General features: G+C 45.2%; 17 protein-coding genes. 13 read left to right on the forward strand and 4 right to left on the reverse strand.

Translation table 11 applies throughout. The annotated features are described in order from the left end of the window. The first annotated feature begins 18 nt into the window (after positions 1-18). The gene (locus GXP69_RS19305) at positions 19-1,044 is read left to right on the forward strand and encodes a HEAT repeat domain-containing protein (protein ID WP_163915323.1); all 1,026 of its coding nucleotides are present in this window, start codon (positions 19-21) and stop codon (positions 1,042-1,044) included. Positions 1,045-1,092: 48 nt separating this feature from the next. Continuing rightward, positions 1,093-2,523, forward strand: coding sequence for a glycosyltransferase family 2 protein (locus tag GXP69_RS12025; protein ID WP_163915324.1), 1,431 nt, complete (start codon positions 1,093-1,095; stop codon positions 2,521-2,523). A gap of 12 nt (positions 2,524-2,535) precedes the next feature. Here the strand turns inward: GXP69_RS12025 and GXP69_RS12030 are convergent, their stop codons facing one another. After that, positions 2,536-3,816 (reverse strand): YaiO family outer membrane beta-barrel protein, encoded by a 1,281-nt coding sequence (locus GXP69_RS12030; protein ID WP_163915325.1) that lies wholly within the window; start codon positions 3,814-3,816, stop codon positions 2,536-2,538. Positions 3,817-4,082: 266 nt separating this feature from the next. After that, positions 4,083-4,982: a KPN_02809 family neutral zinc metallopeptidase gene (gene ypfJ / locus GXP69_RS12035; RefSeq protein WP_163915326.1), complete on the reverse strand. Its 900-nt coding sequence runs from the start codon at positions 4,980-4,982 to the stop codon at positions 4,083-4,085. Between the two features lie 307 nt (positions 4,983-5,289). On the opposite strand from ypfJ, the gene GXP69_RS12040 reads away from it, so the two are divergent. From GXP69_RS12040 to GXP69_RS12060, 5 genes are all read left to right on the forward strand, one after another. Then, positions 5,290-6,633 (forward strand): MBL fold metallo-hydrolase, encoded by a 1,344-nt coding sequence (locus GXP69_RS12040; RefSeq protein WP_163915327.1) that lies wholly within the window; start codon positions 5,290-5,292, stop codon positions 6,631-6,633. 169 nt (positions 6,634-6,802) lie between these two features. Beyond that, positions 6,803-7,450, forward strand: a complete 648-nt coding sequence (locus GXP69_RS12045) for a Crp/Fnr family transcriptional regulator (RefSeq protein ID WP_163915328.1) — start codon at positions 6,803-6,805, stop codon at positions 7,448-7,450. A 223-nt stretch (positions 7,451-7,673) separates the two neighbouring features. Beyond that, positions 7,674-8,525, forward strand: a complete 852-nt coding sequence (locus tag GXP69_RS12050; RefSeq protein ID WP_163915329.1) for a sulfite exporter TauE/SafE family protein — start codon at positions 7,674-7,676, stop codon at positions 8,523-8,525. A 168-nt stretch (positions 8,526-8,693) separates the two neighbouring features. Beyond that, complete coding sequence (locus tag GXP69_RS12055; protein WP_204282009.1) at positions 8,694-9,251, forward strand: YeeE/YedE family protein; 558 nt, start codon at positions 8,694-8,696, stop codon at positions 9,249-9,251. A gap of 25 nt (positions 9,252-9,276) precedes the next feature. Further along, a complete protein-coding gene (locus GXP69_RS12060) occupies positions 9,277-9,690 on the forward strand; it encodes a DUF6691 family protein (RefSeq protein WP_163915330.1) in 414 nt (137 codons plus the stop codon). Positions 9,691-9,923: 233 nt separating this feature from the next. On the opposite strand, the gene GXP69_RS12065 is transcribed toward GXP69_RS12060, so the two are convergent. After that, positions 9,924-12,128, reverse strand: coding sequence for a cation:proton antiporter (locus tag GXP69_RS12065; RefSeq protein ID WP_163915331.1), 2,205 nt, complete (start codon positions 12,126-12,128; stop codon positions 9,924-9,926). Positions 12,129-12,584: 456 nt separating this feature from the next. Here GXP69_RS12065 and GXP69_RS12070 point away from each other — a divergent pair, with 456 nt between their 5' ends. The 5 genes from GXP69_RS12070 (at position 12,585) to GXP69_RS12090 (ending at position 17,564) form a co-directional block, all read left to right on the forward strand. Next, positions 12,585-12,926: a hypothetical protein gene (locus GXP69_RS12070; RefSeq protein ID WP_163915332.1), complete on the forward strand. Its 342-nt coding sequence runs from the start codon at positions 12,585-12,587 to the stop codon at positions 12,924-12,926. A 137-nt stretch (positions 12,927-13,063) separates the two neighbouring features. After that, a complete protein-coding gene (locus GXP69_RS12075; protein WP_163915333.1) occupies positions 13,064-13,777 on the forward strand; it encodes a MotA/TolQ/ExbB proton channel family protein in 714 nt (237 codons plus the stop codon). Further along, the gene (locus GXP69_RS12080) at positions 13,758-14,162 is read left to right on the forward strand and encodes an ExbD/TolR family protein (protein ID WP_163915334.1); all 405 of its coding nucleotides are present in this window, start codon (positions 13,758-13,760) and stop codon (positions 14,160-14,162) included. The genes GXP69_RS12075 and GXP69_RS12080 overlap by 20 nt, the downstream gene beginning before the upstream one ends. 28 nt (positions 14,163-14,190) lie before the next feature. Then, the gene (locus GXP69_RS12085) at positions 14,191-15,465 is read left to right on the forward strand and encodes a NupC/NupG family nucleoside CNT transporter (RefSeq protein ID WP_163915335.1); all 1,275 of its coding nucleotides are present in this window, start codon (positions 14,191-14,193) and stop codon (positions 15,463-15,465) included. Between the two features lie 530 nt (positions 15,466-15,995). Next, positions 15,996-17,564, forward strand: a complete 1,569-nt coding sequence (locus tag GXP69_RS12090) for an amino acid permease (protein ID WP_163915336.1) — start codon at positions 15,996-15,998, stop codon at positions 17,562-17,564. A gap of 533 nt (positions 17,565-18,097) precedes the next feature. Here the strand turns inward: GXP69_RS12090 and ggt are convergent. Then, a complete protein-coding gene (gene ggt / locus GXP69_RS12095; protein ID WP_394367362.1) occupies positions 18,098-19,828 on the reverse strand; it encodes a gamma-glutamyltransferase in 1,731 nt (576 codons plus the stop codon). Positions 19,829-20,166: 338 nt separating this feature from the next. On the opposite strand from ggt, the gene GXP69_RS12100 reads away from it, so the two are divergent. Beyond that, positions 20,167-21,660 carry a peptide MFS transporter gene (locus tag GXP69_RS12100; protein ID WP_163915337.1) on the forward strand — a complete coding sequence of 498 codons (1,494 nt, stop codon included), beginning with the start codon at positions 20,167-20,169 and terminating at the stop codon, positions 21,658-21,660. The last annotated feature ends 213 nt before the right edge of the window (positions 21,661-21,873 follow it).

The raw sequence follows: 21,873 nt of genomic DNA on the forward strand, positions 1-21,873 counted from the left end.
CTATAGTTGGTAAAACAAGTGACTTCAATCCTCTCTACAGCACTTCAGCAGTTAGCGCGCTTTACCAGCATCGAGCTGTTTTTTATCGCTATCAGTGTGCTCGCCACGATCATTATTACCCTGATCGGCGCCATGCTGTACATTATGCTGGCGAAAAAGAACATTTCCAACCGGGAGGCGCAACTGCAGCAACAGTTTAAATACTGGCTGGTGAGCATTATTCTGCAGGACGCCGACAAGCAGCAACGCTTTGAGATACCTGAAGACATAAAACCATTGGTACATCGCCGCTTTGCCCGGAAAGCCTTGTTAGCCGAATTGATCCGTTTGAAAAATGACCTGAGCGGCCAATCTGGCGACAACCTCATCAAGCTGTACAACGAGCTGCAGCTAGACAGACTTTCGGCGTACGATATGCGCAACGGCAGGTGGTTTGAAAAGGCCAAAGGCATTCAGGAACTGGCCGTAATGGAGCAGAAAGCCTACATCGACGAGATCTATCCGTTAGCCAACCACCGTCACCCGATGGTGCGTATGGAGGCACAGATTGCTTTAGTATACCTTCTACAATACGAAGGCCTCTCCTTCTTCGAAAACCTGAAGTACCCGCTTACTGAATGGCACCAGATTAAGCTGCTACAGTTACTGGCAAACCAACCAATTTCTTCCGAAACTATAGTTACCAGTTGGCTCAACTCTCCTAACCCAAGTGTGGTGCAGTTCACGCTTAAGCTCATTGCCGAGCAGCATGCCACCCAGTTTCAGAATGATGTGATTTCCTGCTTAAGCCACCCGGATGATGCCGTGCGCAGACAGGCCATCGCTTGTTTGGGTGAGATCCCATCTGAACCAGCTGCTACCGCCCTACGAACGCACTATACCAACGAAAGCTGCAAGGTTCTGCAGCTAACAATCCTTTCAGGATTGATGAAAACAGGTACCGCAGGCGAGCTGCCTTTTCTGCAGGAACTACAGTTAGCGCCAGACGAAAGCGTACGATTGGCTGCCATGAAAACCATGCAGCACCTGCAACAGCAAGCATAAACAAACTATAGTTCAGACTTTTAGCTAACCCAAATACCGAATTACTACATGGCGTTTTTATACAATCTGTTTCACTATGGACTGCTGATCTATGCTGTTTCCATGCTGAGTTGTTATATTTTCCTGGGTACACTGGCTATAGTTGAAGCAGTTAAATACCTCCGCCGCAGCCGCCTCACTAACTATAACCTGCTGGCATCCTCTCCTTTTGCGCCATCGGTCAGCATCCTGGCCCCGGCTTACAACGAAGGCGCCAACATCATCGAAAACGTACGCTCGCTGCTCAGCATCTACTACAACAACCTGGAGCTGATCGTGATAAACGATGGCAGCAAAGACGACTCGATGGCAAAGCTGATTCAGGCCTATCAACTGGAGCCTGTGCAGCTGAACTACCACCAGCAACTGGCAACCAAAAAGGTAAAAGCCGTTTATAAAAGCACCAACCCGGTATACAGCAAGCTACTGGTTATTGATAAGGAAAATGGCGGTAAGGCCGATGCGCTTAATTCCGGCATAAACCTGGCTACTAATCAGTATCTGGTTTGCATTGATGTGGATTGCATTTTGGAGCAGGATGCGTTGCTGAAGCTTGTAAAGCCTTTCATGGACCAGACCGATAAAAAGGTAATTGCAACAGGTGGCGTAGTGCGAATTGCCAATTCCTGCGTCTTCAAAAACGGGAAACTGATAGACGTTAACTTACCGAAAGATTTTCTGCCACGCGTGCAGGCACTGGAATATATCCGGGCGTTTTTGCTTGGCCGCATGGCCTGGAGCAACCTGAATGGGTTATTGCTGATTTCCGGTGCGTTTGGCGCGTTTGACAGGCAGGTAGCTATTGATGCCGGTGGCTACAACCATAATACCGTTGGCGAAGACATGGAGCTGGTAGTGCGTATGCGCCGCTACATGGCAGACCGTAAAATTCCGTATAAAGTAGCCTTCATACCAGACCCACTGTGCTGGACAGAAGCACCGGCCAGCTACCAGATCTTGGGCAGGCAACGTAACCGCTGGATGCGCGGAACCATCGAAACGCTTAGCATGCACCGCAAGCTTTTCCTGAACCCGAAGTATGGCGTACTGGGCTTGATGAGCTATCCTTACTGGCTGTTTTATGAGCTTCTCGCGCCTATTATTGAGTTTACCGGTTTCGTGATCTTCCTGATTCTGGCGTTTATGGGCTACATTAACTGGCCATTCTTTGCCGTGCTGACGGCCTTCATCCTGATCTTTGGCTGGCTATTTTCTACGTTTGCGATACTGATGGAAGTGGCTACCTTTAACCAGTACAAAAAGCGGGGCGAACTACGCAAACTTATCCTGACAGCTATAGTTGAGCCCTTCGCTTTTCACCCGTTTGTAGTGTGGTCATCTATCAAAGGCATCTGGGATTTGCTGCGCAAGAAAAACTCGTGGGGCGAAATGACGCGCCAGGGCTTTAACACGGCTCCAACCGAAGCTCCCAAAGCTTAAGCAAACTATAGTTTAAAACCGGAATTGGTAAAGTGTAGAAATATTCAGTTGGTTGCCTTTTGTTTCGGGTTGGTATTCTACGTTTTCATAAGTGCTGTTCAAGGAGAAAATGTGTCGCTTGGCAACTGCAAACCTGTAGCCGCCCCCTATCCGGAACGACTGTAGTTTCTCATTGCTGTTTAACCTTACAGCCTGCGAGCGGTCATCCGGCGACACGCCCCAGCCAACTATAAGCGAGGCGTAGTTATCAGCTCCTTTCAGGTAATAGCGTGTGGTTAAACTATAGGCGTTTGCTACGCTGTTATTTCCCTGCGTCAGGAAGGTTCTTCCATTAATCCAGAAGTTCTGAATGTACTTGCTCACCGAGAAAGTATATGACCAGAGAGACTCATCGAAACGCAGAAACCGGGCTCCCGCTTCAACTTCCCAGGCCTTCGGCAAATTGGCGTACAACGACAACCCCGCTCTCACTTTCGGGAAAACTGGCAGATCGGCAGAGTAAGCAAAACTGGTATAGGTATAGAATGTCCTGGAAAGCCTCGGGTAAGCATCCGCTTCAAACTGCCAGCCTTTGGTAGCAAACCTGTTGGCGTAGTTCACACGTCCGGTTACAGGACCTATTTTAGTCTGCCTGCCGTAACTGATACCTGCCAAATGCCAGGCATCCGCAAACTGCTCGTCAAAATAGGTATAGTCGTAGGTTAGCTCTAAGCGGTTCTCATAACTATACTCGCGTAGTTGGCTGGTTAAGGCAAGCAACTGGTCATTGTTGGGGTCGCCTGCTAAAAGGCTGTCTGCTACACTATAGGCTTGCTTATAGTTGGCCTTCGCTGCCAGTACGGTAGCTTTCCGGGTCATCAGCCCCCGCGACTGCGGATGTTGTGTTAAGCCGGCTGAAAGGTACTGAAGCGCTTCGTCGTATTGTTTCTCAAAATATAGCACATCTGCTAAAGCCTGCGCCGCATCTTCGTAAGCAGGCATCTGCCCGTACGCCTTATTTAGTTCAGCTATAGCAGAGTCGGCGGCGCCGTTCCAGTAATGCAGTCGGCCCAGCAAAATACGGGCATCTATGTACTGCGGGTCCTGCTGCAATACCTGTTTGCATAGTTGGATGGCCTGTCTATAGTTCTTCTCTTTAAAAGCAATTTCCCGGGCTCTCAGAAAATCAGCTTCAGGTGTAGATTGCCCGAAACTATAAGTCGAAAACCAGGCTGCAAAAGCCAGTAATGTAAGCGTTATTTTAATAGCTTTGGAAGTAAAGCTGCCGGTGAATAAAGTTAAAGAAGCGCTCAAGTTGAATAGCATAATTTGATGTACCGAAGGTAAAACATTTTCATAAATCAACGTGCCTTTCGGAATCAGTTCCCAAAAATTACTTCAATCTAATGGTTTCATCCTTTGATCTATTGAAATTGAAAAGCCGCCTCATATAAAATGGAGCGGCTTTTAATTTGATAAATTCTTTAAGCAAACAGGCTCGTTTTGTTAATGCCTCCAATCTATTCCTATAGCTTCACTCTTCAGGGAAGAACCTGTTCTACCAAAACCCTGCTGCTGAACTATAGCTCAGTGGCATTAAAAGTATCGCCCTGCGACACATCACCTGTATCAAAGCCTTTTTTGAACCAACGCACACGCTGGGCAGAGGTTCCGTGCGTGAAGGAGTCGGGCACAACTCTACCTGTAGCTTGCTTCTGCAGGCGGTCGTCGCCGATGGCACTGGCAGCATTCAGGGCTTCTTCCAGGTCGCCGGGTTCCATAAAACCTGTTGCCCGCTGAGTATGGTGCGCCCACACACCAGCATAAAAGTCGGCCTGTAGTTCTAACCGTACCATCAGTTTGTTAAAATCGGTTTCGGATAACCTGCTACGCATAGCGTTTACCTGGTCCATGGTTCCCATTAATTTCTGGATATGGTGCCCTACCTCGTGGCCAACCACATAGGCCTGGGCAAAATCCCCTTTAGCACCAAGCTTGTTTTCCATTTCACTAAAAAAGCTCAGATCGATATACAGCTTTTCATCGCCCGGACAATAAAATGGTCCTGTGGCTGAAGAGGAAAGTCCGCAGGCAGAACTTACCTGCCCGGAGTAAAATACTAAGGTGGGTTCTCTATATCCATCTAGCAGCTTGTTCCAGACATCTTCCGTATCTGCCAGCACAACCGCCGTCTGGTCTTCCAGTGCCTGCTCCTGAGGACTTGGCTGGTAATCTACTGACTGTGCGTATTGAGGTTCTCCACCCAAAAACTGCTGTAGGAGCGCAATAGGGTTGGTGCCAGTCAAAAACATCAGCACCACCAGTATGGCCACTATAATAAGCCCCACTTTTGAGAAAAGGAGCCTGAACAAAGGGACAAGCGGCATGGGACTTATGCCTCTGCCACCCCCGAAACCACCGGCTGACTGGCCTCTCCGGTCTTCTATATTGCTACTTTTTCTTCTGCCTTGCCATTTCATAGAATGCTTAATTTAATGAAGTGAGTTATACTCATTTTTATTGTTTTCTGCTTTACCACTAAAAGCCTTTACCGGCATCTGAACTGTATAACGGTGTATAGCTTTACTTGGATGTGTGCATTTGCTTTGCAGGAGTTTGTGCGTGAAGAGCTCTAATGAAATCGATGTTAAAACGGCCAGCTAAGCGGCAGGTTAATAGATGATTTTCCTGTGTGACAATCGTCACTGAACTGGCGGCGCCTGCAGGCTATCTTTGTACTATAAAATATTGCAACTGGATATTCAACAAACTATAAATCAAGCAATCATGAAAATACAGCAATTTGAAGATAAAGGACTGGCGCATTACAGTTATGCGATTTTAAGCGAAGACGCACGCGAAGTAGTGCTTATTGACCCGGCCCGGGACCCGCAGCCATACTACGATTTTGCAGCCCTGAATAACGCCAGAATAGTAGGCGTAATTGAAACACACCCGCACGCAGACTTTGTGAGTTCGCACCTGGAAATCTATCATAAAACAGGCGCTACGATATACACTCATAGTTTGGTTGGCGCAGATTACCCGCACCAGGCTTTTGACGATGGCGCAACAATACAGCTAGGAAAGATAAAACTAAAATCGCTGCACACGCCTGGCCACTCCCCTGACTCGATCAGTGTGGTGTTGGAACACGAAGGGAAAAACAAAGCAGTGTTTACAGGCGATAGTTTGTTTATCGGTGATGTAGGTCGCCCGGACCTTCGTGAAAATGCCGGCAACGTAACAGCCAAACGCGAAGAACTTGCCCGCCTTATGTACAGAAGTACCAGGGAGAAACTAATGCAGCTGGCCGATGATGTTATAGTTTATCCGGCGCATGGTTCCGGTTCGTTATGCGGCAAAGCGTTGAGCGACGCTAACAGCAGCACAATTGGTGCTGAGAAGCTGGGAAACTATGCCTTACAGCCCATGAGCGAAGATGCGTTCGTAAAGATCCTGACCGAAGACCAGCCCTTTATTCCGAAGTACTTTGGCTACGATGTAGACCTGAACAAACAGGGTGCACCAGATTTAAAATCAGGTATAGCTGGCGTTAAAAAACTGGATAAGAACTATAAACCCAAAGAAGGTTCCTTAATTGTTGATGCACGTAATGAAAAAGCTTTTAAAAAAGGGCACTACAAAGGCGCAATAAACATACAGAATGGCGGCAAATTTGAAACCTGGTTGGGAAGTATAGTTGGGCCAGAAGAAAAGTTTTACCTGATAGCAGAAAGTGATACTCAATTGGATGATCTGATCTCGAAAGCAGCAAAGATCGGGTACGAACTCCTGATTGAAGGCGCATTTGTGCTGGACGGTGATGCAGACTATACTTCATCCTTAATCGATGTAGAAACATTCCGCAAGCAACAGGATGGGTACACGATTGTGGATATACGCAATGCTTCTGAAGTAAAGGCTGGTAAATTTTTCGAAAAGGCAATTAACATTCCTTTACCGGAGTTACGCGAGCGTGCCGGCGAAATTCCTACAGCAAAACCTATCGCTGTACATTGTGCAGGCGGGTACCGTTCCGCGGCAGGTAGCAGCATTGTAGAAGCCGCCTTACCAACCGCAACAGTCTATGACCTGAGTGAGGCCGTAAATGATTTTAAGAAAGCGTAATATGAAGTTTAACTAAAGTAAAGCCGGTACAGCGAATGCTGTACCGGCTTTCTTATTTTGCCCCTCTCCTGCTCAGGCTATAGTTCGGGCTTTGTTTTGTTACCATGTTAAACTTTACCATATTTCCTCTCGATATTAAACTATAGCTGGTTTTACTAAACTTTACCGCATGCAGCCGATACCTAAAGAGCTTGTACTCAAAAAATTTCCTTCTCTCGAAGACTCCCTGCTGGATGAATTGCTGGCAGAAAGCACACTGAAAGAAGTGGACGAAGGAGAAGAAGTCATGCGGTCGGGGCAGTACATTACATCTACAATTTTGCTGCTGCGTGGTTTGCTTAAAGTATACCGCAACGACGACGAGGGAAATGAATTCCTGATGTACTACCTGGAAGCGGGTAATGCCTGTGCTTTATCTATGATGTGTACTGCCCGTACCGAGAAAAGCCAGATTATGGTAAAAGCCGTTACACCAGCCGAGGTGCTGCTGGTTCCCTCCCATCTCTCTGAACTATGGCTGGGCAAGTATAAAACCTGGCATAGCTTTGTGATTGCTTCTTACCGCCAACGCTTCGAAGAATTGCTGCAAACCCTGGACAGCATTGCTTTTAAGGGGCTAGATGAACGGCTGCTGTTTTACCTGAAACGCCATGTAAAGGTAAGCGGCAACGAAGTAAAACTATCCCACCAACAAATTGCAAGCGAACTCAACTCTTCCCGTGAAGTGATCTCGCGGCTGTTGAAAAAACTAGAGCAAACCGGCGCCATTACCTTACACCGAAATTACATTCAGGTGCACGACCTGTCTATAGTTTAGGAGTTAGAGCGTTTATGAGTTATAGAAATGGAAACACAACTTTATAACTCAAATTTAGATCTCAAACCATAAACTTACTTCCAAACTTATACCTTTCTAACTTTCTAACTCATAAACTCCCAAACGCTCTAACTCTTAAACTATAAGTCCTTCTGTGATAAGAGTCACTGAAGTTGGGCTTAGTCTTCTATACTTTTGTACTGTTATCTAAATACAACATATAATGGAAATACTCGGATACATAGCTGCCATGCTAATTGGCTTATCGCTAGGCCTGATTGGTGGTGGTGGCTCTATACTTACCGTACCAGTGCTGGTATACCTGCTGGGCCTGAGCCCGGTTATTTCAACGGCTTATTCCCTGTTTATAGTTGGGCTTACCAGTTTGGTCGGGTCTTACAAATTTTACCAGAAAGGGTTGCTCAGCCTGAAAACAGCTGTTGTGTTTGGTTTACCATCCATCGTAGCTGTATACCTCACGCGCCGCTACCTGGTACCGGCTATCCCGGAAAATATCTTCTCAGTAGGTGACTTTACGGTAACGAAAGGTGTGCTTCTGATGCTCCTGTTTGCGGGCTTAATGGTGTTCGCCTCTATTTCCATGATCCGAAAAAAGAAAGTTGCCACAGAGCCGGCAGATGAGAATATTGATACATCTACAGATGTAGTGAGCACCATCTCAACAGAAAAGCATCCTGAACCGAAATTCAACTATAGCGGCATCCTGGCCGAAGGCTTGGTAGTAGGCACGCTTACCGGGCTCGTAGGTGCAGGTGGTGGTTTCCTGATCATCCCGGCATTGGTGCCGTTTAGCAAGCTCGATATGAAAACGGCAGTAGGCACTTCCCTACTCATTATTGCAGCCAAATCACTCTTTGGCTTTATCGGGGATGTGTATAATTACGATATAGACTGGGCACTATTGGGTATTTTCTCTACCATTTCTATAGTTGGCATCTTCATCGGTACTTATCTTTCAACCAAAATACATGCGGATAAGCTAAAGACTTCGTTTGGCTGGTTTGTACTTCTGATGGGTATTTACATATTCATGAAAGAACTCTTTTTTGCCTAAATACTCCTGCGTGACCAAAGTCACTGAACCGGGGAAATTAACTCCCGATATTTGTACTATTCTTAATCGATAACTGAATTTCAAACATAACCAGCTTACTGAGTTTGTACCAGGTTGCTCTGTAGCGTTACGAAAACCTGGGCTATTCAACCAGCTAATTAATTTACAATGATAGAGTTTATAAGTCAGCCCTGGCCCTGGTATGTATCGGGTGCGGTAATTGCCTTTGTTATGATGATCCTGTTATTCTTCGGAAAATCGTTCGGTTTTTCGTCTAATCTGCGGGTGATATGTGCTGCCTGTGGTGCAGGTAAAAAAGTAAAGTTTTTTGATTTTGACTGGCGGGCTCAGACCTGGAACCTGCTGTTTTTAGTTGGAGCTATAGTCGGCGGTTTCGTTGCATCAGAGTTCCTGTCGACCGGTGAAGCCGTACAAATCTCTCAGGCCACTATCCAGGATTTAAGCCAGTTGGGTATATCAGCACCGGAATCATTACAGCCGGACGAAGTCTTCAGCCTGGAATCCCTGCTAACGGTCAAAGGTTTTCTGATCCTGTTGCTGGGTGGCTTCATGATCGGGTTTGGCTCCCGCTATGCCGGTGGCTGTACATCAGGCCATGCGATTAGTGGAATATCAAACCTGCAGTTACCTTCGCTTATCGCTGTTATTGGCTTTTTTATCGGCGGGCTGATTACCACCTGGGTACTGCTGCCACTCATTTTTTAATTAATTTTTAGTCAGTAATAAAAACGTGAAAGGATTAAAATTTATAATAGCCGGCATCTTATTCGGCATCGTAATGAGTAAATCGGAAGCCATTTCGTGGTACCGCATCCAGGAAATGTTCCGCTTCCAATCGTTCCACATGTATGGTATTATCGGTACGGCGGTAGTGCTGGGTACCATCATCACCTACCTTATCAAAAAGTATAATCTACGCGATTACCAGGGTAACCCGATCGTCTTTAAACCAAAAGAAAAGTCAGTGGCACGTTACCTGATCGGGGGCACCATTTTTGGGTTAGGCTGGGCACTAACCGGCGCTTGTCCTGGTCCCTTATTCGTGAATTTAGGCCATGGGTTCTGGGCCTTCCTGCTGGTAATTGCCGGAGCTATAGTTGGGACTTTTACATATGGTGTTGTAAAAGACAGGTTACCGCATTAAGATACGATTTGGCTTAAAATGAAATATGTTCGGATAAGGGCTGAAGGTTGAAGTGGTCTATGCTTCCAACTATAAACAGTGCTCGCAACTATACAAACTGTCTGGTTTTGCTCAATGCTTATAGTTGGAAGCGCCGCAACTGTGCCGGCCCCTTATTCTACATATTACCAGTACAATTGATTTAAATGACTTTACTTTTGAATGACCGGCAATAATCAGCAAAAGCAATTGCCTTAAGCTTCTTCCAGACTTTTAATCCTGGTTGGTGAGCCGACGATCCATAAGATGTCTCCCTGTTCAAAAGTAAGGTTGGATGATGGATTCAATATCCGGCTCTGTCCTCTCTCTATGCCAACTATAAGCCCTTTCGTATTTTCCCGTATCCCAGATTCTCTTATAGTGCGGTGCAGCAACCTGGAAGATGCAGAAACTATAAACTTCTGGAGCCTTACATCTTCTTTCCTGGTCTCATCAACTTCTGTCAGAACAGACTGACTATCCAGGTATTGCCGGAATTGCTCTATCTGTTCATCTGTACCAAACACATAAATTCTGTCTCGGGGGTAAAGCGAGTCGTTCTGCGAGGGAGGCATGATAGTCAGGTCTCCCCTTTCGATGACAGCAATATTTACTCCGAACTTTTCACGGATTTGTAGTTGCACCAATGTCTGGCCGATGACAGATGAAGTTGGTTTTATATCGAAACTGGTTAAATGCGCATCCCAGGGTGCTATATTCCGGTGCATTCTGCGGGCTTCTTCTATTTCTCTTTCGTTCAGGTTATCGATAAAACGATCTTCTATAGTTATATAAAACTGCCGGATACGCTTAGAGAATATCACCAGTAGAATGACCATTATTGCGCCAACAGTAAGAGCTATCAGGGTGGAAATAAATTGATTCAGCAAAAAGGCAACGAATAACACAGCTATTACAATTCTCACAAACCGCATCACCAAAATCAACCCTCTGTACTTCTCAGTTGCCCAAAGCCTGGTCTGGGCTTCTTTCTGCGTATGACGAATAGCTAAAGCCCAGAGAAAAGGGACCATAAAAATCAGGGTAATAAAGCTGGTTACTAAATCAGCCCACAGCAATTGGGTAGTATTGGCTGCAACAAAAGAATGCAAATAAGCATCAGCAAGCAATACAATAGCTGTAAGTACGACTGCATAAATTACAAGATTCAGGATGTAGGATTTTAAGATAAGTTGCCAGTCGCTGGTGGCGCTGATGGTTTGTGCCCCGGAAGTATAATGGTTTAATAATTCCTGCCACCTCGGGGAGAGCGCGGAATCAACTTTTCTGTAAACCAACTCTGAATAACGGATAAGGTATGGTGTGGTAAAGGTAGTTAGCACCGATACGGCTACAGCAATCGGATACAAAAAATCGCTGGTCACCTTTAGTGTCAGGCCTAATGTGGCTATTATAAAAGAGAACTCCCCGATCTGAGACACGCTCATACCTGACTGGATGGATGTTCTTAAACCCTGGCCTGCCATTAGTCCGCCACCTGTGATACTAATGAACTTGCCAACTATAGTTATTAGGGATATAATAAGTATTGGACCTGCATAAGTTACAATCATTTCCGGATTGATGAGCATACCGACCGACACGAAAAAGATTGCTCCAAAAAGATTTTTCACTGGCTTTATTACACTTTCTATCTTTTCTGCCTTTGTTGTCTCTGCTAAAATAGAACCGATGATAAAAGCTCCCAGCGCCTGAGAAAACCCAGCCTGTACGGCCAGAATAACCATCAGCAGGCAAAGCGTGACCGAGATGATCAGTAACATTTCATCATCTAATAGTTTACTGGTTCTCTTTAAGAAGGTAGGAATCAGCAAGATTCCTGACAGAAACCATATCATCAGGAAAAACCCGAGTTTTAGCAAAGAAACCAGCATTTCGGTACCTGCAAACTGTTGGCTTAATGCAATTGTAGACAGCAGCACAAGGAGTAAGATGGCAACGAGGTCTTCTATTATTAAAACGCCGAAAACAAGGCCAACAAAGCGCTGTGTTTTCATACCAAGATCTTCAAAAGCTTTGATGATGATTGTAGTTGAAGAAATCGATAAAATACCACCCAGAAAAATGCTGTCTATGCTTCCCCACCCAAGGAACTTGCCTGTAAGATAGCCAAGCAGTAGCATGATAATTACTTCTGTCAGCGCCATAATAGAAGAAGCACTACCGACTTTCGCTAACTTTCTGAAACTGAATTCGAGGCCCAGGCTGAACAATAAAAATACTACCCCTATTTCTGCCCAAACCTGGGTGCCTTCTACTTCAACTACGCCGGGAAAGAATGGACAATAAGGACCAACTAAAATACCGGCAATGATATAAGCGAGAACGAGTGGTTGTTTTAGTTTTTTAAAAATCAAAGTAGTTATACTTGCCACACCAAGTATTAAGCACAAATCCATTATTAAATGCGGTAAATGCATTCTACTTTTCAGAAAACTTACTGGAAATCCGTCTCTTATTTTTCTTTAATAATTAAGAGATAAGCACCTATTTAAGTACGGCTTCTTCAGTAAAACAGCTTTAAAATCAAACCGGAAGTAATTAGCTATCAGACAGAAAACACGTGGCAAAGTATTTCAGATAGCTAAACCGACTGTGATCTGGGTGAGGCTCACTGTTACAGGTTGGAAAAAATGGGAGCAGAAACTATAGGTAAAACTGAGATGACTATAGTGTTGTCATACTCCTTGCATTGGCTCCTCAGGCCTATGCGCCTGATACAAAGCATACACTATTTATCAGCTACTCAGCTCTATTAGCCAGAGTGAAGAGAAAGCACACAATTTCAGTTTGCTGCTTTTTATCTAATCCCAAAATTTGGTAATCTGGTTTTTCATCTGCTAACTTTACAGTTAATGCTCAAAAAAGAAGACATACCTGCCCGCCTTCGGATAGCGATCATAATGCTTGTTGCATTATTGCTGCTCTCCATGCAGCAGCATGTACTTCGCAGCTTTTTTTCTGATGCAGCCCCAACGACTATAGAAGTTGAAAAACAGCTTACGTTAAAGCAAAGTATTGGCAGTGCCCATAGTTTAGGTATCGTTCACGATAACACTCCGCTTACATTCGCGATTGCACTTGCTTTCATATTCTTTTTTCTTCCTTATCTTTTTGTAAAAACAGGTAAGGTAACCCGGTTTGCACCTGTCCCGCTTTCCCGCAATTTCTGTTGCATAGTGCCCAAAGGGCCATAGTACATACTTTTCTTTTTCCATTTCCTGACAGTTTCGCCAAATGCCGTCTATTCTGATAGTTTCAGAACAGTACGCCTATGCTTCTATCTGTCAGTTTAATTTTAAGAAAAGTCATTTACCATGTTCCTATTTAGCTTATGTATTCCATTATTTCTGCGGTACTATTAACTGTACAGCGACCACTTCTATTACAGGCCAGTGCTCCTGCCAGCGTTGAGTTTTCACTTTTAAGTATGCTGCAAAAAGGTGGCCTGATCATGATTCCCTTGGCGCTTCTTTCTCTGTTATCGGTTTATCTTTTTGTAGAACGCTTTCTCTACATCCGCTCAGCAGGCAAAACAGATAATCGCTTACTTGAAAGCATTTCCGACAACCTGACAAAATATAACGTAGATGGCGCTTTGACCATCTGTAAGTTATCGACAACACCAACCGCCCGCATCCTGGAAAAAGGCATCAGCCGCATAGGTGCTCCCATGCGAGACCTGGAAAGCGCCATGGAAACTATGGCCCGTGTAGAGATTACGCACATGGAGAAAAACCTGGGTATTCTTGGCGCCATTGCTACCATTGCGCCCATGCTGGGTTTCCTTGGCACTGTAACAGGTATGATCAGGACCTTCTTCAATATCTCGCTCTACAAAAACATCAGTATCGATATTATAGCAGCCGGTATTTACGAGAAAATGATCACCTCTGCAACCGGCCTTGTAGTAGGTATTACGGCTTACATTCTCTATACAATTCTTAATAACATGCTAGAGCGATCTGTAAGCAAAATGGAGATGACGTCGCTGAACTTCCTGGATATTTTATGCAAAAGCAATTCCTATGAACTTCAGGCGAACTAAAAACAGGGGTCACGCTGCCGTAGAAGCAGCTTCGCTATCTGATATCCTCTTCTTCCTCCTGCTTTTTTTTCTGATCGTGGCTACCATGGCAAGTCCTAATGCTATTAAAGTGCTGTTGCCAAAAGCATCTTCAGAAGAGTCAGTGCCCCGAAATATCATTAACCTGACCATTACAGAGCAGCTGGAATATTACATTGAGCAACAGCCGGTGCCGGCAGCAAGCTTAAAAGAAGCGCTGGCATCTATTTCTGCAACCACTATTTCACCAACTGTAGTGCTCCGTGTAGATAAAACAATTCAGGTTAATGAGCTCATCAAAGTAGTCGATGTGATCAACAGCCTGAAGCTGCCTATGGTAGTCGCAACTGAGAAAGCATCTAACTAAAATATTTTTTTAATACTCCTGAACAATCATGTTACAGCGTTTTTCCGGCCTTATCGGTATTGCTTTAATACTCGGCATCGCTTTTCTAATCTCAAATAACCGAAAGGCTATCAACTATAGGCTTGTTGCCTCGGGCCTTGGTTTACAATTATTGCTAGCTGTTTTTATCTTAAAAGTGCCGGTTGGGCAAGCTATTTTTGCTAAGATTGGGCAAGGCATTACCAGGTTACTGGCCTTCTCCGATAAAGGGGCTGAGTTTGTATTTGGTGCTATAGTTAAAAAAGACCTGATGGATCAGGCTTTTGGCCTTGGCAACGACTTCATCTTCTTTTTCAAGATTATCCCAACTATCATTTTTGTATCCATACTTGTAAGCATAGCATATCATATTGGCCTGATGCAACGCATCGTATCGCTGGTAGCAAAAGGGGTTTACAAACTGATGGGGGTAAGTGGAAGTGAGGCACTCTCTAACGTTGCCAGTGTTTTTGTGGGGCAGGTTGAGGCACAGATCATGATAAAGCCATACTTGAACAACATGACCCGTTCGGAATTACTGGCATCCATGGCCGGAAGTATGGCTTGCATTGCCGGAGGCGTTATGGCAGTTTACATTGCATTGGGTGTACCAGCCGAGTACCTGATAGCAGCCAGCCTGATGGCTGCCCCCGGTGCGCTGGCTATTGCTAAGATCATTTACCCCGAAACAGAGCCTTCTGAAACTCGCGGCAACGTTACGCTATCTGTAAAAAAGGAGCACAGTAATCTTGTTGACTCCATTTCGCACGGCGCTTCGGATGGTTTAAAAGTTGGTTTGAATGTAGTGGCTATGCTAATTGGCTTTATAGCGTTGATAGCACTTGCAGATTACCTGTTAGGTTATGTAGGCAGAGGCTTAGCTTACTTCGGTGATCCACACCTGATGGGCTATAACTTGAGCGCCTTAAGCCTGAAAGATCTACTAGGCAGCTTCTTCTCTGTTTTCGCATTTGCGATGGGCGTGCCTTCTCAGGACATACAGATCGCCGGCTCTCTGATGGGCGAGAAAATGGTGATCAATGAATTTGTTGCTTACCTGGATTTGGTGAAAGTAAAAAGTCAGCTGGACCCCAAGACCTTGGTTATAGTTAGTTTTGCGCTCTGCGGTTTTGCGAACTTCAGTTCTATAGCTATACAAGTTGGGGGCATAGGCCAGTTAGCACCGGAACGTCGCCAGGATTTGGCTGCACTGGGTTTTAAAGCATTGATCTGTGGGACGCTGGCCTCTTACATGTCTGCGACGCTGGCTGGTATTATCCTATAACGTTAATTTTAGGCAAGTATCGATAGGCTTAAGCCACTCCCGAATGGTACAGCTTATAGTTCGCTTGTTTTCAACCCTATAAAGTTTCGCTAATGCAAACTATAGAAGCTCTGACGTTACTGCCGACAACTATAGTTTAAGTAACTACCAGCTTCACATTTTACTTGCTTAACACTCATTAACAAAAGTTTAAAATCAACCTCATGTAACCTATTCTATAACTATTATAACAGAAAATGAAATGAGAAACAGCAGACATTGACCAAGCTTAAAATTGCACAAGCTAATACAGGTTTAGATTCTCAGTTGTATACATCTCGCGTGATGATGAAGCCAGATATCCTGCTCTGATAGCATATTTGATGTAGGCTATATTGAAATATTGAGTACTGAGTGACTTAAAAAATATAAATACTCAGATACTCAACCGCCAATACGTATTATGTATATAGCGAAAAGTACTTATATTAGCTCCTTCTAACCTATTACAAACTAACTACAACTAACTATTTTCTAAGTTTTACTCTTTTATGGCAAACCAACTTTTCGCTAGGAAGTCCATAGACCAGCTTAGCGCAGACGCTTCAATCGAAGGGGCGCACAACCTGAAACGAACTTTAGGGCCAGTCAACCTGGTAGCCCTGGGGGTAGGGGCCATTATTGGTACTGGTATCTTCGTATTAACAGGTAGTGCGGCCGCACAGTACACTGGCCCGGCAATTGTAATTGCCTTTATTCTGGCCGGATTAGGCTGTGCATTTGCAGGACTTTGTTACGCTGAATTTGCTTCAATGATCCCTATTGCCGGTTCGGCCTACACCTACGGTTATGCAACTTTAGGTGAATTCGTGGCCTGGATTATTGGCTGGGACTTGATCCTGGAATATCTTTTTGGTGCAGCAACCGTGGCTGTAGGCTGGTCCGGATACGTGGTATCTTTCCTGCGCGATCTGGGCGTGAATGTTCCGCCGGAATGGAGCAATGCTTCAGGAGTTGAACTAGTTCAATTGCCTGGTAGCAGCTCATGGGTACGTAACACAGAGCAACTGGCTGTATCTCTTGCTTCAGAGGGTATTGACATTGCTACACTGCCTCACGCTACTGGTATTTTCAACTTAGTGGCTGCCATTTCAATTGCCTTGATTACCATCCTACTGGTACGCGGTATGAGCGAGTCCGCCAGATTTAACAACTTCGCTGTAATCATTAAAGTAGGCGTTGTATTGCTGTTTATCCTGGCCGGAGCGAATTATCTGTTTGGCCACCCGGAAGAAGCTGCTGCCAACTGGACGCCATTTTTACCTGAAAACCAAGGCGGTTTTGGTGAGTATGGCTGGAGTGGGATAATCAGAGCCGCAGGAGTGATCTTCTTTGCCTATATCGGTTTTGACGCAGTATCTACCACTGCTCAGGAAGCTAAGAACCCGCAGAAAGACATGCCAATCGGTATCTTAGGTTCTCTTATAATCTGTACCGTTCTATACATTCTGGTATCTGGTATCTTAACAGCTATGGTGCCTTACAGCCAACTAAACGTAGCTGAGCCTATCGCTGTAGGTATTGAGAAGACTGGCTATACATTCCTGCGCGACCTGGTGAAGATTGGTGCCATCGCTGGTCTTTCTTCTGTAATGCTGGTGATGCTGATGAGCCAGCCACGTATTTTCTATACTATGTCTAAAGACGGTCTGTTACCTCCTATCTTTGGTAAATTGCATCCGAAATTCAAGACACCGCACGTAAGTACGATCCTGACTGGTACTGTATGCGCTGTGGTAGCGGGTGCTTTCTCAGTAGATGAATTAGGCCACCTGGTGTCTATCGGAACATTGCTTGCCTTTGCAATTGTGTGTGCCGGTGTTTGGTACCTGCGCGTAAAAGAGCCAGATCGTCACCGTCCGTTCAAGACACCGTTCGTTCCTTTGATTCCAATCCTTGGTATTCTGGTGTGTGTGGGTATGATGGCCGGCTTACCAGCAGAAACGTGGTATCGTCTTCTGGGCTGGATGGCTATAGGTATTGCTATCTACTTCCTGTACGGTAAAAAACATAGTAAGCTCCGTAAGGAAAATGCGGAGAAGGAACAGTATGCAAATTAAACAGTTAGTGGCCTGACCTTAAAAATCGGCCTCAAACGGTTGCATCAATTAAGAGCCCGTAGCGTTTTGAATGCGAACAGTATTTAAAACGCTACGGGCTTTGTTCTTTTATAAAGCTCGCTATAGTAATAGAGCCCAAGCTGCTCAACTTGCCTAACCGCCCGAACTAATAGTACAATCAGCATAGAGGAGAGCATAAAGCCTTTCTCCATTCAAGCATAGTTGGTCCTAATGGCTTTTCTTTTTGAGTGGGGCTTGAAAGCATACAGGAGAATAGGTATATCCTGCGCTAGCTTACCTGCACAGACTAATGGAACTACACTATGTGAAAAGGAAAGTGAGCATAATCGCCACGTATGTCGGGGTTCACAGGCATAAGTATAAGAATCCGGGCCAGATACTACCCAGTGCCGGTCGTGTAACTGCTATGTCTTCTGACCTGGTAATATCTCTAGAACCTATGCCTCCTCAGGTGATACTATCGTGTTAAACTGAACCTCTTAGATTTTGAAGCTTCTACACAGCAACATAGCTTAAAAACCTGCGGCAGCATCATCACCGCGCGGGTCGGCGCCGGCTTCCAGTTTTCCGTTTGGCAACACCAGTATAGCATCTACTCGGCCGTATGGTTTACGCGGCTCTAACTTGTATCCCTTGTTTTCCAATGTAGTTCTCACAGCCGGGCTAATAGCATCCGGCTCGTACTGAATTACATCTGGTAACCATTGGTGGTGAAACCGTGGTGCTGCTACAGCCTGTTGCATGGTCATGTTATGTTCTAGCACATTCAGTATAGTCTGAAATACCGAAGTTATGATGGTAGAACCACCCGGAGTGCCCACCACCATGAACAGCTTGCCGTCTTTTTCAAGTATGGTTGGTGTCATGGAGCTTAGCATGCGTTTGCCTGGCGCAATAGCATTTGCCTCGCCACCTACTAATCCGAACATGTTCGGGACACCTGGCTTTGCACTGAAATCATCCATTTCATTATTAAGCAGAAAGCCGGCACCTTTTACAACCACCTTAGAGCCATAGTTGCCATTTAAAGTTGTAGTCGTAGATACTGCGTTACCCATCGGATCTACTATACTGAAATGGGTTGTCTGGTCAGATTCTGCAAAAAGCAAGTTCCCCGCTTTTACTTCGGAAGAAGGTGTTGCTCTTTCCATAGTAAAAGTACTCAGCCTTTCTCCCATGTAGGTCCTGTTGAGCAGTTCCTGTGTCGGTACTTTCACAAAATCAGGGTCACCTAAGTAAGTAGCACGATCAGCATACACTCTGCGCTCAGCTTCTGTTATCAGTTGAACTGCTTCTGCACTTTGCCATTTATACTTGCTTAAATCGTAAGGCTCCACCATTGTCAGTAGTTGCAACAGGGCAATACCACCGCTCGATGGCGGCGCCATAGAAATAACTTTGTAGCCTTTGTAAGTACCTTCCAGGGGTTTGCGCCAGGCAGAACTATAGTTTGCAAGATCATCTTTTGAAATTATGCCCTTGCCTTGCTTCATTTCCTGAACAAGTAGCTCGGCTGTTTTACCGCCATAAAACCCTTCACGTCCTTCATCCCGGATGCGTTCCAACGTTTGCGCCAGTTCTCCATGAAAAAGGGTATCCCCGGCCTGCCAGTTCTGTTTTTCAGTAAGGTAAGGTATATGCTTGTTAATTTTCAGAAAGGCATCCCGCATATTATTAAGGCCATCTGCTTCTCTCTGGGTTAGCACAACGCCATTACGCGCAAGGTCTATTGCAGGCTGCACTACCTCCGCCCACGGAAGCACACCAAACTTTTGATGCAGTTTAACCATACCGTCTACTGTACCAGGTATGCCCACCGCTAAATGCCCGTTTGTGCTCAGACCCGCAATTACATTGGCCTCACTATCCTGGTACATGGTAGCAGATGCTGCTGCAGGTGCGATTTCGCGGTAATCTATAGATCCTGTTTCTCCATCTGAGGAACGATACACCGTAAAACCGCCTCCACCAATATTGCCGGCTTCAGGGAAAACCACCGCCAAAGCAAACTGCGTGGCAACTGTTGCATCATATGCGTTCCCTCCTTTGCTCATGATTTCCAACCCTACCCGGGAAGCCTCCGGATGAGCAGATACAACCATTGCCTTATCCGCAATAACTCCACGGTCCTCAATTTGGTCTATTGTGTTTGCTGGGGTAGCACAGCCGCTTACGATCAAGCTAAAAGATGTGATGACAAGCAAGGTATTAATACCAGCAGCTTTAAACAGAAAGCGATACATGTTTACTTGGTAAGTGATTTTAAGAATCGGTTTAACTTCCAAAATAAAGATTATTTATGCTTCATGCAAAAGCATATATAGTATAAACCTAATGTAAGCTTTTAGAGGTACTTAAATCGAGACCTTACAAGCAGAGTTAAGAGGCCACTACATACTCAACAACATTATTAGAAACTTCCGTAAACTTATAGTCTGATACTCCGCCTATATTTATTTACTACGCAACTATAGCAACAAACCAATCAGAATCAAAAATCAGTATATTAGCTCCTATAAATACTGTTTTATTTTCTACACATTTAGCATCGTACAGCCTCTAAAAGCATTCTCAAACATATATGGACCTGACTGAAACAGAAATTCCGGAAGCGCCTGCAACTACCGGCCACCCGAAACAATTGTACATGCTGTTCTTCGCCGAAATGTGGGAACGGTTCTCTTTTTATGGCATGAAGGCGCTGTTGCTGGCCTACATGGTTACCGAGCTGAAATTCGATGAACCGAAAGGCTATGCTATACTTGGCTCCTATGCAGCGCTGGTTTATACCATGCCACTGTTAGGCGGTGTAATGGCCGATAAATACCTAGGCTACCGCAAAGCAGTGCTTTATGGCGGAATTCTGATGAGTATCGGACACCTGGTGCTGGCTGTGCCCGAAGACTGGAGTTTTTTCATTGGGATGGCCTTTATTATCTGCGGCAACGGTTTCTTTAAGCCAAACATCTCCAGCCTGGTGGGTACACTTTACACCGAAAATGATCCTCGCAGAGACAGCGGCTTCTCTATTTTCTACATGGGTATCAACATTGGGGCAGCACTAGGCGGACTACTTTGTGGCTACGTGGGGCAGCAGATAAACTGGCATTATGGTTTTGGTCTGGCAGGTATCTTCATGATCTTAGGTCTTATTGTGTTTGCAATTGGCAGAAAATCGCTGAAAGAAAAAGGACTGCCACCTGACCCGGCAACGTTGAACAAGCCGCTGTTTGCCGGTATTTCCACCGAGATTTTTATCTATGCCGGTTCGCTGCTGATTATTCCGATTATAGTTGCCTTGTTCCACCGCTACGAGCTCATGGATATCATTATGTTCGGTTTGGGTGCTATTTCCTTAGGCTATATTTTATACATCGCCTTCCAACTGGAAAGTATTGCCCGTAATAAACTCTTTGCTGCGCTGGTGATGATCATTTTCTCAACGCTGTTCTGGGCGTTTTATGAGCAGAATGCAGGCTCGCTTAACCTGTTTGCCATGCGAAACGTGGACATGCATGTGGCAGGCGTAGAGCTACCGGCGCTGGCTGTCAATAACTTTCTGCCACCGGCCTGGGTAATTGTGCTGAGTTTCTTTTTCGCCTGGTTATGGCCTGCCCTTAACCGAAAGGGCCTGGAACCATCTACTCCTTTAAAATTCGGTTTATCATTTATACTGCTTGGACTGGGCTTTTGTGTTTTCTATGCCGCTACAGTTTGGGGTGCCGAATCAGGTCATATCTCCCTGGCTGCTTTTATCTTCGGATACTTCTTTATCATTTGCGGGGAGCTTTGTATCTCTCCTATCGGGCTGTCGATGGTAACGAAACTGGCCCCTGCTAAAATTGTAGCCATGATGATGGGTATCTGGTTCTTCGCCAGCGCGATTGGGGAGTTTCTGGCCGGCAAGATCGGAGCTTTGATGAGTGTTCCGGAAAACGTGGTTGATAACCCTGTGCTCTCCTTGCCTTATTATGCCGACATCATCAGTAAGATTGGTATCTATGCCATCGGTTTCGGTATCCTGCTTATGTTGTTAGGGCCTCTCCTCCGCAAATGGATGGCCGATGTGCGTTAAACGATAAGTCCTAACTCTGGTTTATATAAATAAAAGCCACTTCAGCTCGTCTGGAGTGGCTTTTTAATTTTAGAGTTGAGTCCCGCTCAATTAACACAACAAGCCCTGCTGTAAGCAGCATTTCATAGGAGTTGCAAACTATAGCCCTGCGCCTAAAAACTATTATTCCCATACACTGCAACTATGGCCTATAGTCCAGCTCTTTAAATTAAA

Source organism: Pontibacter burrus (assembly GCF_010686685.1).
In the GTDB taxonomy this organism is placed as follows: Bacteria; Bacteroidota; Bacteroidia; order Cytophagales; family Hymenobacteraceae; genus Pontibacter; species Pontibacter burrus.

Coding starts and splice junctions, on each gene's coding strand:
- GXP69_RS12025 (WP_163915324.1), top strand. CDS start 1,093: ATGGCGTTTTTATACAATCTGTTTCACTATGGACTGCTGATCTATGCT.
- ypfJ (WP_163915326.1), bottom strand. CDS start 4,982: ATGAAATGGCAAGGCAGAAGAAAAAGTAGCAATATAGAAGACCGGAGA.
- GXP69_RS12040 (WP_163915327.1), top strand. CDS start 5,290: ATGAAAATACAGCAATTTGAAGATAAAGGACTGGCGCATTACAGTTAT.
- GXP69_RS12045 (WP_163915328.1), top strand. CDS start 6,803: ATGCAGCCGATACCTAAAGAGCTTGTACTCAAAAAATTTCCTTCTCTC.
- GXP69_RS12050 (WP_163915329.1), top strand. CDS start 7,674: ATGGAAATACTCGGATACATAGCTGCCATGCTAATTGGCTTATCGCTA.
- GXP69_RS12055 (WP_204282009.1), top strand. CDS start 8,694: ATGATAGAGTTTATAAGTCAGCCCTGGCCCTGGTATGTATCGGGTGCG.
- GXP69_RS12065 (WP_163915331.1), bottom strand. CDS start 12,128: ATGGATTTGTGCTTAATACTTGGTGTGGCAAGTATAACTACTTTGATT.
- GXP69_RS12070 (WP_163915332.1), top strand. CDS start 12,585: ATGCTCAAAAAAGAAGACATACCTGCCCGCCTTCGGATAGCGATCATA.
- GXP69_RS12075 (WP_163915333.1), top strand. CDS start 13,064: ATGTATTCCATTATTTCTGCGGTACTATTAACTGTACAGCGACCACTT.
- GXP69_RS12080 (WP_163915334.1), top strand. CDS start 13,758: ATGAACTTCAGGCGAACTAAAAACAGGGGTCACGCTGCCGTAGAAGCA.
- GXP69_RS12085 (WP_163915335.1), top strand. CDS start 14,191: ATGTTACAGCGTTTTTCCGGCCTTATCGGTATTGCTTTAATACTCGGC.
- GXP69_RS12090 (WP_163915336.1), top strand. CDS start 15,996: ATGGCAAACCAACTTTTCGCTAGGAAGTCCATAGACCAGCTTAGCGCA.
- ggt (WP_394367362.1), bottom strand. CDS start 19,828: ATGTATCGCTTTCTGTTTAAAGCTGCTGGTATTAATACCTTGCTTGTC.
- GXP69_RS12100 (WP_163915337.1), top strand. CDS start 20,167: ATGGACCTGACTGAAACAGAAATTCCGGAAGCGCCTGCAACTACCGGC.